This is a genomic window from Celeribacter baekdonensis (genome assembly GCF_900102315.1).
Taxonomy (GTDB): Bacteria; Pseudomonadota; Alphaproteobacteria; order Rhodobacterales; family Rhodobacteraceae; genus Celeribacter; species Celeribacter baekdonensis.
Genome location: NZ_FNBL01000004.1, coordinates 251684 through 265864 on the forward strand (window position 1 = coordinate 251684; position 14181 = coordinate 265864).

A 14181-nucleotide genomic window follows, 5' to 3' on the forward strand; every position below is an offset into this window, starting at 1 on the left:
GTCCTTTAATGGGCGTCCTTCAAGAGGCGCTCCGCAATCTCAATCCCTTCGGGATGACCGACATCACACCAATGTCCCGGATATTCCGCGCCGAAAATTCTATTCTTTTCAAACAGACGTTCCCACACGAGATTAAGCGAAAAACACGTCTCGTCGATGCCGTTGAGCGTATCGGTCTTTAAAATCTGAACCCCAGTGTAAACTGAGCCATGACCGCGCGCCAATCGCCCATCTGGTAAAATATCAAAATCACCCTGTCCAAGGTGTCCGTGCACGCGGTCAAATGGAACGGTTAAGAGCAGCGCATCCATCTTTTCAGGGTCCCAAGCCTCTGACAAAATGTCAGACGCCATTGGACCTTTCCAAACCGCATCCGTGTTGACGGTAAAGACGACATCTGCCCTGAGCTGTGGCAAAGCGTTGCGTAGACCGCCCCCTGTTTCAAGCAGGATTTCTTCAAAAACAGTCTCGATTCCGGCGGTATTCAAGTGTTTTTCAAGCGCCTCCGGCAAGTAATGAAGATTTGCGACCTTGTGCTCGATGCCCCCGATCTGATCCAGCGCATGATCGACAAGTGGCCGCCCTGCCACTTCAATCATCGGTTTTGGTCGATCCTCCGTCAGTGTTTTCATCCGGGTGCCGCGTCCCGCACAAAAAATCATTGCAGTGTTGGGATGGTTCCGCATTTTTCTTTCAGACACTGAAGGGTTTCTTTTGTGGGTTCCGGTAAATCTGCGCGAATGAGGCGTGCAAGATCCGCGAGATCAGGGTGATCCAGATCGCGCTGTAAATGCGCCCAGACCCGTGGGATCAGGTCAACGTAATGCGGGCGCGCAAAATGAAGCGACATGCGCGCGAAAATCATCAAAATCCGCAGGTTCCGCTGCACCGAACACATCGCTGCTTCACGATTGAAATCAACTGGATTGAGATTCAATCCGTCGCTAAATCGCGCCAGGCATCGTTTCTGAACCTCAACCGGGACATCGCGTCGCGCATCTGTTGTCAGCGAAATCACATCATAAGCGGGATGACCGAGCATCGCGTCCTGGAAATCCAAAAGCCCAACGCGAGATGGGCCCGTTCGATCCGGCAGCCACAATAGATTTTGCGCGTGATAATCGCGTAAAATCGTAACGCGGCCATGCCCAAGAGTCGCAATGAGTGGCGTTAAAACGGTGCGCGCGGCCTCACATTCTGAAGACATATCGTGACCCAAAACGGGTTCAGCGTACCAGCGGTAACAGGAAAGTGCGAGATCGGTCATCAAGGACCCGTAATCCGCAGCGCCTTCCAGTGGTGTTGAGGAGGCGATGTGAATCAGAACATCGACAGCCGCGTCATAAAGCTCAGTTTCCAAATGGGGTTTCTGGGCACAGACGACATCATACAAATCTATGCCAAAATCTTCGAGGATCAAAAACCCATTGGTCTCATCGGCGGCATATATTTCAGGGGCTGACAGTCCGAGATCGCGAAGATAGGCGGCGACCTTTAGAAAAGGGCGAACATCTTCACCAGCCTCCGGGGGCGCATCCATTGCGATGGCACATCGACCGGTCGAACGATCCTTCAGCCGGTGATACCGCCGCCGAGACGCATCTCCCGCCAAGGCGGCTACGCTAGAATTAGCCCAAGGGCCAGACCCAAGAAACTCTTGGAAAAGCTGTGCGCGCTCAGACATGAGGCCGCTGGAATTTAAGAGATATAGGGTCGAAAAGCATTGCCGGGAGCCTTTGATGTTCGGACAAAACATGTGCCCGACTTTAGGCTGCCCCGCAAGGGACACAAGGAAAGAAGGGCGTCACATTTCTACGAACTGGCTGTCCGCCTGCGGCCGAAGCGTGGGTCGCACCACAGAGCCGCGCGCCTCAGGCGCAAAGCCAACAAGGGTTTGGCCGGACGGCAATGGTGCAAATCGGCAAGTAAGACGGCGCCCATCCCAAAGCCGGGTGGTGCCAGTCCACTCTTCGCGCGCACCAACACGGCTGACAAATTCCCGAATATCATTCCAAAGTGGCGATGGCGCACATTTCGAATGCCATATGCGTGTCGCCTCAACGATGCTTGTCTCTGAAATGCCTTCCATTTGTTCAAGACCCCAAAGCGACGTGTAGGCCGAATTCGCCATCATCAACATGCCTTCGCTGTTAAACACGGCAATGGCTTCAGGCAGGCTGTCGAGCACAGCCTGACCCGTTTCGATCTCTGACCTAAACCGCCGTGTCAAGGACATCTCGGCAGAGATGTCTTCGAACAAAAAGGCGATGGCCCCATCGGGATGCGGGCGTCCAGAAATCCGATATGTCATACCGCCAGGCAGGGTCCAAACCTCTTGATATGTGCCATCTTCGGCGGCGGATTCCAACGCAGCCATCTCCTGGCGCCAAGATTTATAATCTTTCGGTTCTGGCATCATCTGACTGTCGCGCAGCCTATCGAGGAAGGTGGTTAAAACTGGGCGCGAGATCAAAAACTCAACCGAAAGGGCGGTCAGGTCCGTAAGCGCCGGGTTGAACAAAGCCAGCCTACGATTGCGATCAAACACTGCAAGCCCGATAGTGAGATGAGAAAAGGTTTTGGTCAGGGTTTGGGTGAACTCGCGAAGCGTTTCCTCCGCCTTGACCGTATGGTCCGCGGAATTGGCTGTGAATAGGAAATCACCCCCCATTTCAAATCGAAAGACCTCAAACCAATGTGTTCCGCCGTTTTGATCCTTGAGGGTGAGGCGGCGGGAGTCTTTTGCGCCAACGTTGGTAAGACGCGAGGTGTCGAACAAAGACATCGGTGGCCAGCTTGGAATATCACCGTTTTGCACCATACTGTCGGCAAGAGCGATATAGGCGGCATTGGCCCAACTGATCGTGCCATCCGCCAGTTCGCGCCACACCAGATAGGGCACGTTTTCCGTGGTGGCGCGCAGAGTTTCAAGCTCTTGCTCCATCGCCATCAAGGAATGACGGTCCAACTCGATATGGCTGTGTTCCGTTTCTCGATCCAACAATGTCAGGCGCGCAAGCCCGTTGCGCCATTCGCATTTCATCACGGAGCTGCCATCACGGGACTCAATGATCAATGTGCCACGATCGGCGAGTTCTATGATTTCTTTTTGAAGCGTCGGGAATTTTGAGATCGTTACCGACAAAAGCCGTGACCAATCCGAGCCGACATTGGCGGCTGCCGCAAGCACGCTTTGCGCGGAGACCGTCGCGTTTACCAGTTTTTCGTCATCGAACAGAAAGACGATGTCATTGTCCTGATCTCTCAGGGTGATCGCCTCTGATTTTTCTTTCCTGGCAGCCATCCAGGCAAACCCGTAGAGCGCCAAAAAGGCAATGCAAAGGCTTCCTATGATGAGGGATGCAAGAGTGGAGAGGAGTTCGACCGACATGTGATTCCCGACAAAATACGCTTCTGCGACGGGATGATTTTGGGTAAGGATAGTTAACGCACCGTTAAAACCCCAAGAAATCATGCATCAAATCGGGCATTTTCCCCCAAAGCCTTGTTTTGTTCTCCCTCCGGCACGCTGATCCGCTCTTTGGGCCAACTCAGTTCAACAATTGCACCAGACCGACGGCCCGCATGTAGATGGAGGTCGTGGCGGTCCGATCCGTTGGCAAAAGCAATCTCGGCCCCAGTTCGCTCCAAAAGCGTTTTGGCAATAAAAAGCCCAAGCCCCATACCCTCATAGCCCGGACGCCGATCAATCTCGCGTTCTGTGCGGCGGCGTCGCATGAAAGGGTCGCCAATCCGGCCAATCACAGATGTCGGAAATCCAGCCCCATCATCAATGATCCGAAGCGTGATGGTACGCGCGTTCCATGTGATATCAATCCACGCCGTCGTTTCAGAAAAATCCACCGCATTTTGAACCAGGTTGCGCAGCCCATGGATGATCTCGGGACGCCGATAGACATAGGGCTGTGGTGTCCCATCTTCGCTACCCAACACCTCAAGTTTGACTGTTTTGCCCCGCGCAACATGCGGCTGTGCGGCTTCTTCGACCACGGCCTGAAGCGGCGCAAACCGCATATGTAGATCGTCTTTGCCGGCCTGCCCCATGGAACGCAAAATATCGCGACACCGATCCGCCTGCTCATTGATCAACTGCGCGTCCTCGCGCAAAATCGGATGATCCGCCAAATCATCCACCAATTCACTGGACACCAGTTTGATCGTTGCCAAAGGCGTACCCAATTCATGCGCCGCCGCGGCAATCACACCCCCTAAATCCGTCAATTTCTGTTCGCGTGTGAGCGCCATTTGGGTCGCTAAAAGTGCCTCTGACATGGTGTGAATTTCAGAGGCGACTTTCCACGAAAATACCCCCAAAAACACCACGCCAATCACAATCCCGGCCCAGCTCCCGAACAGGAAAAGTCTCGGCATTCGCAGGATTTCACCGTCTAAAAGCTCAAGCGGGACATGATAAAGCGCGGTGATCGACACCAAGGCGATGGCCGCGCCCCCTGTCAACACCGATGATTTTGGCTGAAGGGCAGAGGCTGAAATTGACACAGGCGCCAAGATCAAGAGGGCGAATGGGTTGTTCAACCCGCCTGACAGATACAAAAGCGCTGACAATTGTACGATGTCGAACAACAACATCAATGTTGCTCCATGTTCGCTCAACCGGGTGTTTTCCGGGTAAATGAACGTGATCACGATATTCAAAATGATCGACGCGCCAATCACAACGGCAAAGCCGCCCAGATCAAATCTGAGGTGAAATACCGTCATCGCCAAAATGATCGTGGCAATTTGACCCGTGATCGCAATCCAGCGCAGCGCAGTGAGCGTTCTCAGGCGAACCCAATTGGATCTGCGCTCTTCGGTGATGAGATCGTCACTATTTTCAATCATTGACAGGTTTTTGATCCAACTGCGGCATTAAACCCCTTGTTAGTCCGTGCTGATGCGCCGATCAATGCGTCGCACACGTGAGGAGAGAAAACATGTCGACAAAATCTTTTGCCATTGTCGCTGGTGTTGCCGTTGTCGCCTTATTGGGCGCAAGCGTATGGTATGCCACACGCCCGGCCGGTGATGATCAATTTGCCCAATGTCGCGGCTCCGCTGTCAGCGGTGGTGCGGGGTCCATTGGTGGGCCTTTTGAGCTTGTGAGCGAAGATGGTGTGACGGTCACCGATCAGGATGTGTTCACCAAGCCAACGATCCTCTATTTCGGCTATACCTTCTGCCCCGATGTCTGTCCGCTCGACAATGCCCGCAACGCGGATGCGGAGCGTCTTTTGGACGAGCGCGGCTATGACACGCAAACCGCTTTTATCTCCATCGACCCGGACCGTGACACGCCTGAGGTGGTCAAAGAGTTCACCGATCTTTTCCACGAAAACATGATCGGTATGACCGGTTCTCCTGAACAGGTGAAAGCCGCCTCGATGGCCTACAAAACCTATTACAAGAAACAAGAAGAGGGTGATCCGGAATATTACCTCGTGGATCATTCGACCTTCACCTATCTGGTGTTCCCCGAAATCGGATTTGTCGATTTCTTTAAACGCGACGACACGCCAGAGCAGATGGCGGATCGTGTCGCCTGTTTCATTGATGCCGCCAAATAGAACGCAGGGTAGAAATTGACCCGCCGCCATCCGCGCTCTAGGTTGATACAAATTCAGATAATCACGCACATTGGCGCAAGGGGGTCCCATGACCGGGGATGAAATGATGGACTTGGGAGTGGACAAGTCGCTGTTGCTGGTCGATGACGACGAACCGTTTTTGCGCCGTTTGGCGCGGGCCATGGAAAAGCGCGGCTTTGAGGTCGAAATGGCGGGGTCTGTCGCTGCTGGTAAAGCCATTGCGACCGCCCGCCCGCCTGCCTATGCCGTGGTTGATCTTCGGCTTGAGGATGGCAACGGGCTTGATGTCGTTGAGGTTCTGCGGGAAAAACGCCCCGACAGCCGCATCGTTGTCTTGACCGGATATGGCGCGATTGCCACTGCTGTGGCGGCCGTCAAAATCGGTGCCACGGATTATCTGTCAAAGCCCGCCGACGCCAATGACATCGTCAATGCGCTTTTGGCCAATGGTGATGCCCTGCCCCCACCGCCCGAAAACCCGATGTCGGCGGATCGGGTGCGTTGGGAACATATCCAACGTGTCTATGAGCTTTGTGATCGCAACGTGTCCGAAACGGCGCGACGCCTCAATATGCACCGGCGCACTTTGCAGCGCATTTTGGCCAAACGCAGCCCGCGCTAACGCGAAAATACTGAGGCAATAAGACTTAGAAAGACCTGCTTGGGCGGGTCTTTTTTATGACTTAAATTGTGGCCCCAAGGTCTTGAGCCAGTCAATGAACAGCCGGGTCGAGGTCCGTTGCGGACCTTTGGGTGTGACGGCGAAATAGGAAAAATCGGCGTCAATTTCAAAAGGCACATGCAAAAGAGCCCCTGAGGTAAGGTCATCGCTCACCGCGATTTCAGAGACAAAGGTCACCCCCAATCCGCGCACGACGGCTTGCACCGCATCGGATTGCCCCTCGATAAAAATTGCCGGCGCTTTGTGGCCATCAACGCCACCCTTTTTCATGTAAACCAAATCTTGGCTATGCGCCTGCGATCTGATCCAAGGCATTGCCTCTAAAGGAAGATTGTTTACATCCCCACCATGTTTGGCGACCAAAATCGGACTGGCGACAAGGATAAATCTCGTCTCCCAAAGCAATTCAACATCTACGTCTGGCCAGTTGCCCGACCCAGAACGAATGCCAACATCAAATTGCCGCCGTTTAAGGTCGTCGACTGTGCCGGACGGGGTCAGGGACACGGGGATATTTGGGTGCGCATCCCAAAATTGACCAAGGCGCGGAATGATAAACGCATAGGACAAAGCGGGTGTACAGGTGACCCGTAGCCCACGCGAACGCGGCCCATTACGCAGGCGCTCGATGCCCTGCGCAATCGTCGAAAACCCCTCGCCCAAAGCCTCGGCCAATTGCGCGCCCGCTTCAGTCAACGCCATGCCTCGCCCCTCCCGCTGGACAAGGGCCACACCAAGTTCTTTTTCAAGCGCGCGCACCTGTTGCGTGACCGCCGCATGGGTCACGTTCAGCGCGCGTCCTGCGGCGGTAAAGCTACCCAACCGCGCTGTCGCCTCAAAGGCGCGTAGCGTGGAGAGAGAAGGGATTTGACGCCAATCAATGTCACTCATGTGTAACCAAAACTTACATGTTCAAAAAATCGTTGAGTCGCGATAGGTCGCTATAAGCGATAAATACAGATCATACCCAAAGATTTGGAGAGATCAAATGTTACAGATTATCGCGACCGACATGATGCGTCAGCCGGAGGTGACGCCAGAGGTTCAGCATCGGCGCGCCCTTATGGAGCGCAAGCATGTTCAGGCCCAAGCTGCGCGTGCGGTTTGGCTCTCGGAGCTACGGACCTGGGCTGGAAAACTCGGCTTTGTGTCTCGGCTTAAAGCGCCGCCATCAATTCGGCGTGTCGCGCCGTAAAGGCCGTGCGCGCATAGATCGGCGGGCGCAGGTGAATCCGCAGATCGCGCACCAAATCCGGGTTCATTTTACCAAAAATCTTATTGCCTTCTTCAACGGAAAACCCTGCGATTTGGGTGGCTTCCAGCCAAGCAGAGACTTTATCCGCCTGTTTGATCTTTTTCTTGATCGCCACAGGGATTTTCGCCGGCAAGCCAAATCGAATGTGAATGGCTGCGGTGAGGCGTTCATCCAACTCACCGTAATTCGGCCCCACGGCAGCCTTCACCGGCGAAATCATATCGCCAATGACATATTCCGGCGCGTCATGCAAAAGTGCTGCCAGTTGCCATTTGATCGGCTCGGATGGGTAGAGTTTGCGAAAAATCTCCTCGACCAAGACCGAATGTTCGGCCACGGAATAGGCAAAATCACCGCGTGTTTGCCCGTTCCAACGCGCCACAAAGGCCAGCCCATGGGCGATATCTTCGATTTCAATATCTATAGGAGTGGGGTCCAAAAGATCAAGTCTCCGACCCGATAACATCCGTTGCCACGCGCGTGTTTGAGCCATGGTTGCCTCATTTGTGTTTGGTCCTAGGTAGCGTCTGAACAGCGCAGTTTCTATGATTTTTCTCGACTTAACCGGAAATCAATGCCTCTGCGTTGTAAGGAGCGTGTCAAGCTGGTAACCAGCGATCAAGTTAACCATATTTATGCAGGAGCCAGAGATGGGCACCGATTACATCGTGAAAGATATCGCGCTCGCCGCTTTTGGGCGCAAAGAGTTGGATATCGCAGAGACCGAAATGCCAGGCCTGATGGCGCTGCGCGAGGAATTTGGCGAAAGCAAGCCGCTCAAAGGGTCCCGCATCGTCGGCTCGCTGCACATGACGATCCAGACCGCTGTGTTGATCGAAACGCTTGTGGCGTTGGGCGCGGATGTGCGCTGGGCCTCGTGCAATATTTTCTCAACACAGGACCACGCGGCGGCGGCCATTGCCGAAGCGGGCGTGCCGGTGTTTGCCATCAAAGGTCAGTCTTTGGTTGAGCATTGGGATTACCTCGACCGTTCGTTCCAATTCCCGGAAGGTCCGAACCTGATCTTGGATGATGGTGGGGACGCAACCCTTTACGTTCTCTTGGGCGCGCGTGTTGAGGCGGGTGAAACCGACTTGATCGAAGTGCCGACATCTGAAGAAGAAGTCGCGGTTTTCGCCCAGATCAAAAAACGTATGAAGGAGAGCCCGGGTTGGTTCACCAAAATGCGCAGTCAAATTGTTGGCGTCTCCGAGGAAACCACCACGGGTGTGCACCGTCTTTACGATTTGGTGAAAAAGGGTCAACTCCCCTTCCCGGCGATCAACGTCAATGACTCTGTGACCAAGTCGAAATTTGACAACAAATATGGGTGTAAAGAGAGTCTTGTGGATGGCATTCGCCGCGCGACCGATACGATGATGGCCGGCAAAGTGGCCGTCGTTTGCGGCTATGGCGATGTGGGCAAAGGTTCCGCCGCCTCGCTGCGCGGTGCTGGCGCACGGGTGAAAGTCACCGAGGTTGATCCGATCTGTGCGCTTCAGGCTGCGATGGACGGGTTTGAGGTTGTTGTGCTTGAGGATGTTGTTGGTGACGCCGACATTTTCATCACCACCACGGGCAACAGAGACGTGATCCGCATCGAACATATGCGGGCGATGAAAGACATGGCGATTGTCGGCAATATCGGCCATTTCGACAATGAAATCCAAGTTGCGGCGCTTAAAAACCACAAATGGACCAACATCAAAGATCAGGTCGACATGATCGAGATGCCCTCCGGCGCGCGCCTTATCTTATTGTCGGAAGGTCGTCTGTTGAACCTTGGCAACGCCACGGGTCACCCGTCCTTTGTGATGTCTGCCTCCTTCACCAACCAAGTGTTGGCGCAGATCGAGCTTTGGACCAATGGCGACAGCTATGAGAACCAAGTCTACATCTTGCCGAAACATCTCGACGAGAAAGTGGCGCGACTGCATCTTGCCCGCATTGGTGTGAAGCTCACCGAACTTTCGAAAGATCAGGCGGATTACATTGGCGTGACCGTCGAAGGTCCGTTTAAGCCGGAGCATTACCGCTACTGAGGCCAAGCATAGAACAAGACAGAAACCGCTCATGGGAACATGGGCGGTTTCATTATGAGTTCATTCGCCAAATTTTCCCTTTTTAAAGCGCTGTGATCCCACTAGGCTTTGCGCGAGCCTTGTTTGGGTTCCGACATGAATGACATAACACTTTGAATGGTGGGAGAATAAAATGGGAAAACGTGACGATCTGATCGCCAAATACGCAGAGGATCTGAAATCCAAATGCGGCGTCGAACCTGACATGGATTTGTTGACCAAAGTGACCATCGGTTGTGGGCCTGCGATCTACAAAGAAGATGCGTCCACAGTGGCGGCCTCGCAAGAAGGCGAACTCGAAACGGTCAAAGCCAATTTCCTCATGAAAAAACTAGGCCTCCCAGATGGTCCCGAACTCATGGATGCGATCAACGTTGTGATCGACACGTACGGTCGCTCTGAGCGCAACAAATATCGCGCCGTTTTCTACTACATGCTTGTCAAGCATTTCGGCAAAGAAGCCGTTTATAGCTGATTTCGTTTCGATCCATTGAGAGCCGCCTCGATTGTTCGGGGCGGTTTTGCGTTGGTTGCTGCTCATTCAAGTTAATCGGAGGTTTCAAAATCCGATCCAACCCTAGCTACTTCGGGTTTGCAGTGAATCACCAAAACCCCTAGGTTGAATACACGGGCCAGGACGGACCGGACCTTATATCGAACACGTGTGGTGCCTAAGGGAGCACGTGGGGTGGTGGAGGGTCCCGGGGGGTCGGGACCCTCCTTTTTATTGAAATTCTACTTTGAAACGGCGCAAGATCAGGTCGATCAAAGCGTTACGCCGGATCGGTGTCTCCCAACTCACATATAATCGCCCATTCCGCCTCCGACACGGGTTGAACGGAAAGCCGTGAGTTGTTCACCAAAACCATTTCCGACAGGCGTGGATCGGCTTTACACATGGCAAGGGTCACGGGCGTCTTTAATGGACGCACTGCTTTGATGTCGACGCATTCCCACCGTTCGTCGTCGGTTGTGCTGTCCGGATGCGCAAGAGCACAGACCTCAACAATTCCAAGGATCTCTTTTTCCGCCCGCGAGTGGTAGAAAAACCCGCGATCGCCAATCTGCATCGCGCGCATGTTGTTGCGAGCCTGATAATTGCGTACGCCGTTCCATTCCTCGCCAGCGTCACCTTTGGCAACCTGTTGATCCCAAGACCAAACTTCCGCTTCGGATTTAAAAAGCCAATATGCCATCAGCCAATCACCTTGTTCCATGCCTCAATCCGCACATCCGCAAACAGCCCGGCTTTGGCATAGGGGTCGTTCGCGGCCCATGCGTTCGCAGCTTCAAGATCATCCACTTCGATGATCACAAGTGAGCCGCACATCTTGCCCTCCGAGTCCAAAAATGGCCCAGCCTGTTCAACAACGCCACAGGATTTCAAATAGGCCACATGATCCGGGCGCGTGTCGGTGCGAATGTGAAGCGAACCGGATTTGTCAGTGCAAATGACGGCGTATTTCATGGGTTACTCCCTTTTGAGCGGGCGGGAAAGCAACAGCTCCACCGCCTCAGAAATCGAAATGTGACCATCCAAAATCTGCGTGATGGTCGTTGTGATAGGCATATCCAGGTCCAGGGTACGCGCCAGATGCATGACGGCTTTGGCGGTGGCCACGCCTTCGACCGTTATATTTGGGTCGACTTTTGCGCCGGTGCCAAGTTTGAAACCATGCGAAAAGTTGCGCGATTTATCAGAGGTGCAGGTCAGAACAAGATCCCCAAAGCCCGAAAGTCCTGAAAGAGTTGTGGGATCTGCCCCAACGCGGGCTGCCAACCGTTGCATTTCGGAAAATCCGCGCGTCATCAATGCGGCGCGCGCGCTTTCGCCAAGCCCAGCTCCCATCGCAAGGCCGCATGCTATCGCAATCACATTTTTCAAAGCCCCGCCAAACTCGACCCCCACCGGATCGAGGCTTGAATACAGCCGGATAGTGTCGGTGGTCAGCTTTGATTGCAGCATATCAACCACGTCTTTGTCTCTCGCAGCAAGAGTCAATGCGGTGGGCAGGCCGTCCGCGATGTCGATAGCAAAAGAGGGGCCGGACAGAATGGCCACCCGTGCGTCTGGCACCAAATCTTCAAGAACAGCCAAGGGACCGCGATCTGATTTAAGATCAATACCCTTACAGCAGGCAACAAGGCTTTTATGCTGGATTAGGCTCTTATTTAGGACTGCGAAATCCGCGAGCTGTTGCATGGGAACAGCCAAAAGAAGGATGGGTGCTTTGCAGGCATGGGTAAGATCGGAGGTGGCATTCAAGGATGCGGGAAAGGGCTTTCCCGGCAAGCGGCCAATGTTTTCGCGCGCGGATTGCATGGATCGCGCGGCATCATTCGAGCGCGCCCAAAGGGTGACCGCTTGGCCAGATCGCGCAAGAGAAATCGCCAAAGCCGTCCCAAATGCACCGGCGCCGAGGACAGAAATCTGATCCACGTGCTGTGTCTCCTCACCCAGTCTCATCGGTCGCCCTCCGTTGAGCGTTGTTCAGATGCACTTTGGGAGGTATCACCGAGTGAACCGTCAGACAATCCCGAGACCGATTTTGCCCAAAACCGTCCTGATCACACGCCCCAAAGAGGACGCCAAACGACTGGCGCAGGATTTGCGTGTACTGGTGCCGGGGGTGAGCGTGCTGATAGCGCCGGTTCTAGAGATCGTGCCTTGCGCCCCTAAACTTACGGCGGAGCAATATAACGCGGTTATTTTGACATCGCGCCACGCGGCCGCAGCGGCGGCTGAGATGTTCCCAAAATTGACGGCCTATTGTGTTGGGGATGCGACAGCGCAGGCGGTGCGGGCGCTTGGCATGACGGCTGTTTCCGTTGCGGGGTCGGCGGATGATTTGATCATGCACCTCAAGGGGAAACCCCTATCTCGGGTCATCCACCTCCATGGCAAGCATACGCGCGGGAATGTGGCGCGCCGGTTGGCGGCCAGCGGTATAGAGACCCACGAAGCTGTGGTCTATGATCAGAACGCTCGAACATGGACATCAGAGGAACGGGACAGCGTGGCGCAGGCGCAATCCCTTGTGGTTCCGCTCTATTCTCCGCGCTCGGCACAGCTCCTGTCGAAACGACTCGAAATCTATACTGGGCCCTTGACCCTTGTTGCCATGTCACAAGCCTGCCTTGATGCTTGGTCAGGGCCTGTTCCTATCTGCTCTGTTGTTGCGCAACGCCCCGATGGTGCGACGATGAAGCAGGCCATTGCATCGCAATTGACCTGATCATCGCTTGAGGCGCGGTGGCTCAGGGTCTAAGTTCCAGAGGTAGTTGTGAAATTGGTTCTGGATTCGAAAGGTTGATCTTTTGACACGAGACAAAAAAACTCCGCAAAATGATGTGAACACCGAGGCGGAAACGGTTCAGGATCAAGAGGATGCCTTGGTGGTAGAGGCGGCGTCTTTGGGAGCCGATACATCAACGGAGATGGCTTCTGAAGCGCCAATGACAGACGGTGATGTGGCCGATCCAGAGGCTGAGGTTTCTGAAGAGACGCATGTCGAAGATCAGGATGATGCGTCTGAGACGGATGAGCCGACACGGAGCGAAGACACAACCAAAACCGAGCGCGCTGACGCGCGGCCTGCGATCGAAAAGAATGTGGTCAAACGTGGCGGCATGGTCCCGACGCTTTTGGGGGGCGTGATTTGTGTGGCACTGGGTTACGCGGGTGCGCAATTTATCAAGCCAGAGGGCTGGCCGTTCCCCGGGGCCAATACGGATGAGTTGGCACAGCAGGTCACCGACCTATCGGCGCAATTGGCTGATCTCAAATCCAGCACACAAGATCGGATCGCGGCGACCCAGTCGGCGCAGGACGGGTTGAAATCCGAAATTGAAGCGCAAATTGCCGCCATTGATCCAGGCCAAGCGATCCAGCCGCTTCAGGATCAATTGTCCAACTTTGAATCGCGCCTGACCGAATTTGAGGCGCGTCCCGTGGCGGAGGCGGTGGTCTCACCGGAGGCGACAGCCGCCTATGAGCGTCAATTGGCCGAAATGCAGGACCTACTCACTGGCGAGATTGCACGGCTTGAAGCCGCCAAAGAACAGTCCATGGCTGAGGAAAAGGCTGCCACAGCCGCAACACAAAAGGCCCGGTTGCAAAGGCTTGTGGATGCTGGTGATCCTTTTGCCTCCGTTCTTGATGAGCTTGAAGGGGATGCGCCCGCAGCGATCAAAGAGGCGGCGCAGGATGGGATTTCCAGTGTGACGGAGTTGCAGGATGCCTATCCAGAGGCCGCAAGGCTGGCCCTCATGTCTGCATCGCGCGCGGCCTATGAAGCGGGCGAACAGGGCTGGTTTGATACGGCGCTTCAAACGCAACTTGGCCTCAGATCGACGAAGCCAAAAGAGGGCGATGACGCCGATGCGATCCTGTCACGGGCCGAAGATGCCGTGCGCAAAGGTCAGTTTGCATCAGCAATCACCACGCTTGAGGCTTTGCCTGAGGCAGGTCAGGCGAAGATGCAGCCCTGGATTGAACAGGCGCAAAAACGGGTGGATGTGATGACCGCTCTCAATGAAATGCTTGGTCAGTAA

16 protein-coding genes are annotated in these 14181 nt (G+C 54.5%); 7 read left to right on the forward strand and 9 right to left on the reverse strand.

Annotation, left to right across the window (positions count from 1 at the left end):
- Nucleotides 1–5: 5 nt before the first annotated feature.
- The 4 genes from BLT54_RS09780 to regB form a co-directional block, all read right to left on the reverse strand.
- The gene (locus tag BLT54_RS09780; RefSeq protein WP_074644251.1) at nucleotides 6–686 is read right to left on the reverse strand and encodes a nucleotidyltransferase family protein; all 681 of its coding nucleotides are present in this window, start codon (nucleotides 684–686) and stop codon (nucleotides 6–8) included.
- The gene (locus tag BLT54_RS09785; protein ID WP_074644501.1) at nucleotides 659–1684 is read right to left on the reverse strand and encodes an aminoglycoside phosphotransferase family protein; all 1026 of its coding nucleotides are present in this window, start codon (nucleotides 1682–1684) and stop codon (nucleotides 659–661) included. The genes BLT54_RS09780 and BLT54_RS09785 overlap by 28 nt, the downstream gene beginning before the upstream one ends.
- A 120-nt stretch (nucleotides 1685–1804) precedes the next feature.
- Nucleotides 1805–3304, reverse strand: coding sequence for a PAS-domain containing protein (locus BLT54_RS09790; RefSeq protein ID WP_176832862.1), 1500 nt, complete (start codon nucleotides 3302–3304; stop codon nucleotides 1805–1807).
- Between the two features lie 167 nt (nucleotides 3305–3471).
- Complete coding sequence (gene regB / locus BLT54_RS09795; protein WP_074644256.1) at nucleotides 3472–4866, reverse strand: sensor histidine kinase RegB; 1395 nt, start codon at nucleotides 4864–4866, stop codon at nucleotides 3472–3474.
- Nucleotides 4867–4958: 92 nt separating this feature from the next.
- Here regB and BLT54_RS09800 point away from each other — a divergent pair, with 92 nt between their 5' ends.
- Both BLT54_RS09800 and BLT54_RS09805 read left to right on the forward strand, forming a co-directional pair.
- A complete protein-coding gene (locus tag BLT54_RS09800) occupies nucleotides 4959–5588 on the forward strand; it encodes an SCO family protein (protein WP_074644260.1) in 630 nt (209 codons plus the stop codon).
- An 88-nt stretch (nucleotides 5589–5676) separates the two neighbouring features.
- Nucleotides 5677–6231 carry an ActR/PrrA/RegA family redox response regulator transcription factor gene (locus BLT54_RS09805; protein WP_074644263.1) on the forward strand — a complete coding sequence of 185 codons (555 nt, stop codon included), beginning with the start codon at nucleotides 5677–5679 and terminating at the stop codon, nucleotides 6229–6231.
- 54 nt (nucleotides 6232–6285) lie between these two features.
- Here BLT54_RS09805 and BLT54_RS09810 read toward each other — a convergent pair whose 3' ends face one another.
- Complete coding sequence (locus BLT54_RS09810; protein WP_074644267.1) at nucleotides 6286–7182, reverse strand: LysR family transcriptional regulator; 897 nt, start codon at nucleotides 7180–7182, stop codon at nucleotides 6286–6288.
- Between the two features lie 97 nt (nucleotides 7183–7279).
- On the opposite strand from BLT54_RS09810, the gene BLT54_RS22170 reads away from it, so the two are divergent.
- Nucleotides 7280–7486 carry a hypothetical protein gene (locus tag BLT54_RS22170; RefSeq protein WP_143026788.1) on the forward strand — a complete coding sequence of 69 codons (207 nt, stop codon included), beginning with the start codon at nucleotides 7280–7282 and terminating at the stop codon, nucleotides 7484–7486.
- On the opposite strand, the gene BLT54_RS09815 is transcribed toward BLT54_RS22170, so the two are convergent.
- On the reverse strand, nucleotides 7449–8039 hold the full coding sequence (locus tag BLT54_RS09815; RefSeq protein WP_074644272.1) for an HD domain-containing protein: 591 nt from the start codon (nucleotides 8037–8039) through the stop codon (nucleotides 7449–7451). The two genes, BLT54_RS22170 and BLT54_RS09815, sit on opposite strands and share 38 nt — an antisense overlap.
- Nucleotides 8040–8196: 157 nt before the next feature.
- Between BLT54_RS09815 and ahcY the strand changes: the two genes are divergently transcribed.
- A complete protein-coding gene (gene ahcY, locus BLT54_RS09820) occupies nucleotides 8197–9588 on the forward strand; it encodes an adenosylhomocysteinase (protein WP_074644276.1) in 1392 nt (463 codons plus the stop codon).
- Nucleotides 9589–9760: 172 nt separating this feature from the next.
- Nucleotides 9761–10102 (forward strand): DUF2853 family protein, encoded by a 342-nt coding sequence (locus BLT54_RS09825; protein WP_074644280.1) that lies wholly within the window; start codon nucleotides 9761–9763, stop codon nucleotides 10100–10102.
- Nucleotides 10103–10400: 298 nt separating this feature from the next.
- On the opposite strand, the gene BLT54_RS09830 is transcribed toward BLT54_RS09825, so the two are convergent.
- From BLT54_RS09830 to BLT54_RS09840, 3 genes are read right to left on the reverse strand one after another with little or no spacing between them, the layout of a single operon-like run.
- Nucleotides 10401–10823 carry an EVE domain-containing protein gene (locus tag BLT54_RS09830; RefSeq protein ID WP_074644503.1) on the reverse strand — a complete coding sequence of 141 codons (423 nt, stop codon included), beginning with the start codon at nucleotides 10821–10823 and terminating at the stop codon, nucleotides 10401–10403.
- The gene (locus BLT54_RS09835; protein ID WP_074644284.1) at nucleotides 10823–11095 is read right to left on the reverse strand and encodes a YciI family protein; all 273 of its coding nucleotides are present in this window, start codon (nucleotides 11093–11095) and stop codon (nucleotides 10823–10825) included. Before BLT54_RS09835 ends, BLT54_RS09830 begins: the two co-directional genes overlap by 1 nt.
- A gap of 3 nt (nucleotides 11096–11098) precedes the next feature.
- Entirely contained in the window at nucleotides 11099–12067 is a 969-nt protein-coding gene (locus BLT54_RS09840) for an NAD(P)H-dependent glycerol-3-phosphate dehydrogenase (RefSeq protein WP_245707989.1), read from the reverse strand.
- Between the two features lie 79 nt (nucleotides 12068–12146).
- Here BLT54_RS09840 and BLT54_RS09845 point away from each other — a divergent pair, with 79 nt between their 5' ends.
- Together BLT54_RS09845 and BLT54_RS09850 are read left to right on the forward strand one after the other, a co-directional pair.
- Nucleotides 12147–12863, forward strand: a complete 717-nt coding sequence (locus BLT54_RS09845) for a uroporphyrinogen-III synthase (RefSeq protein WP_074644290.1) — start codon at nucleotides 12147–12149, stop codon at nucleotides 12861–12863.
- An 82-nt stretch (nucleotides 12864–12945) separates the two neighbouring features.
- Entirely contained in the window at nucleotides 12946–14181 is a 1236-nt protein-coding gene (locus tag BLT54_RS09850; protein WP_074644293.1) for a COG4223 family protein, read from the forward strand.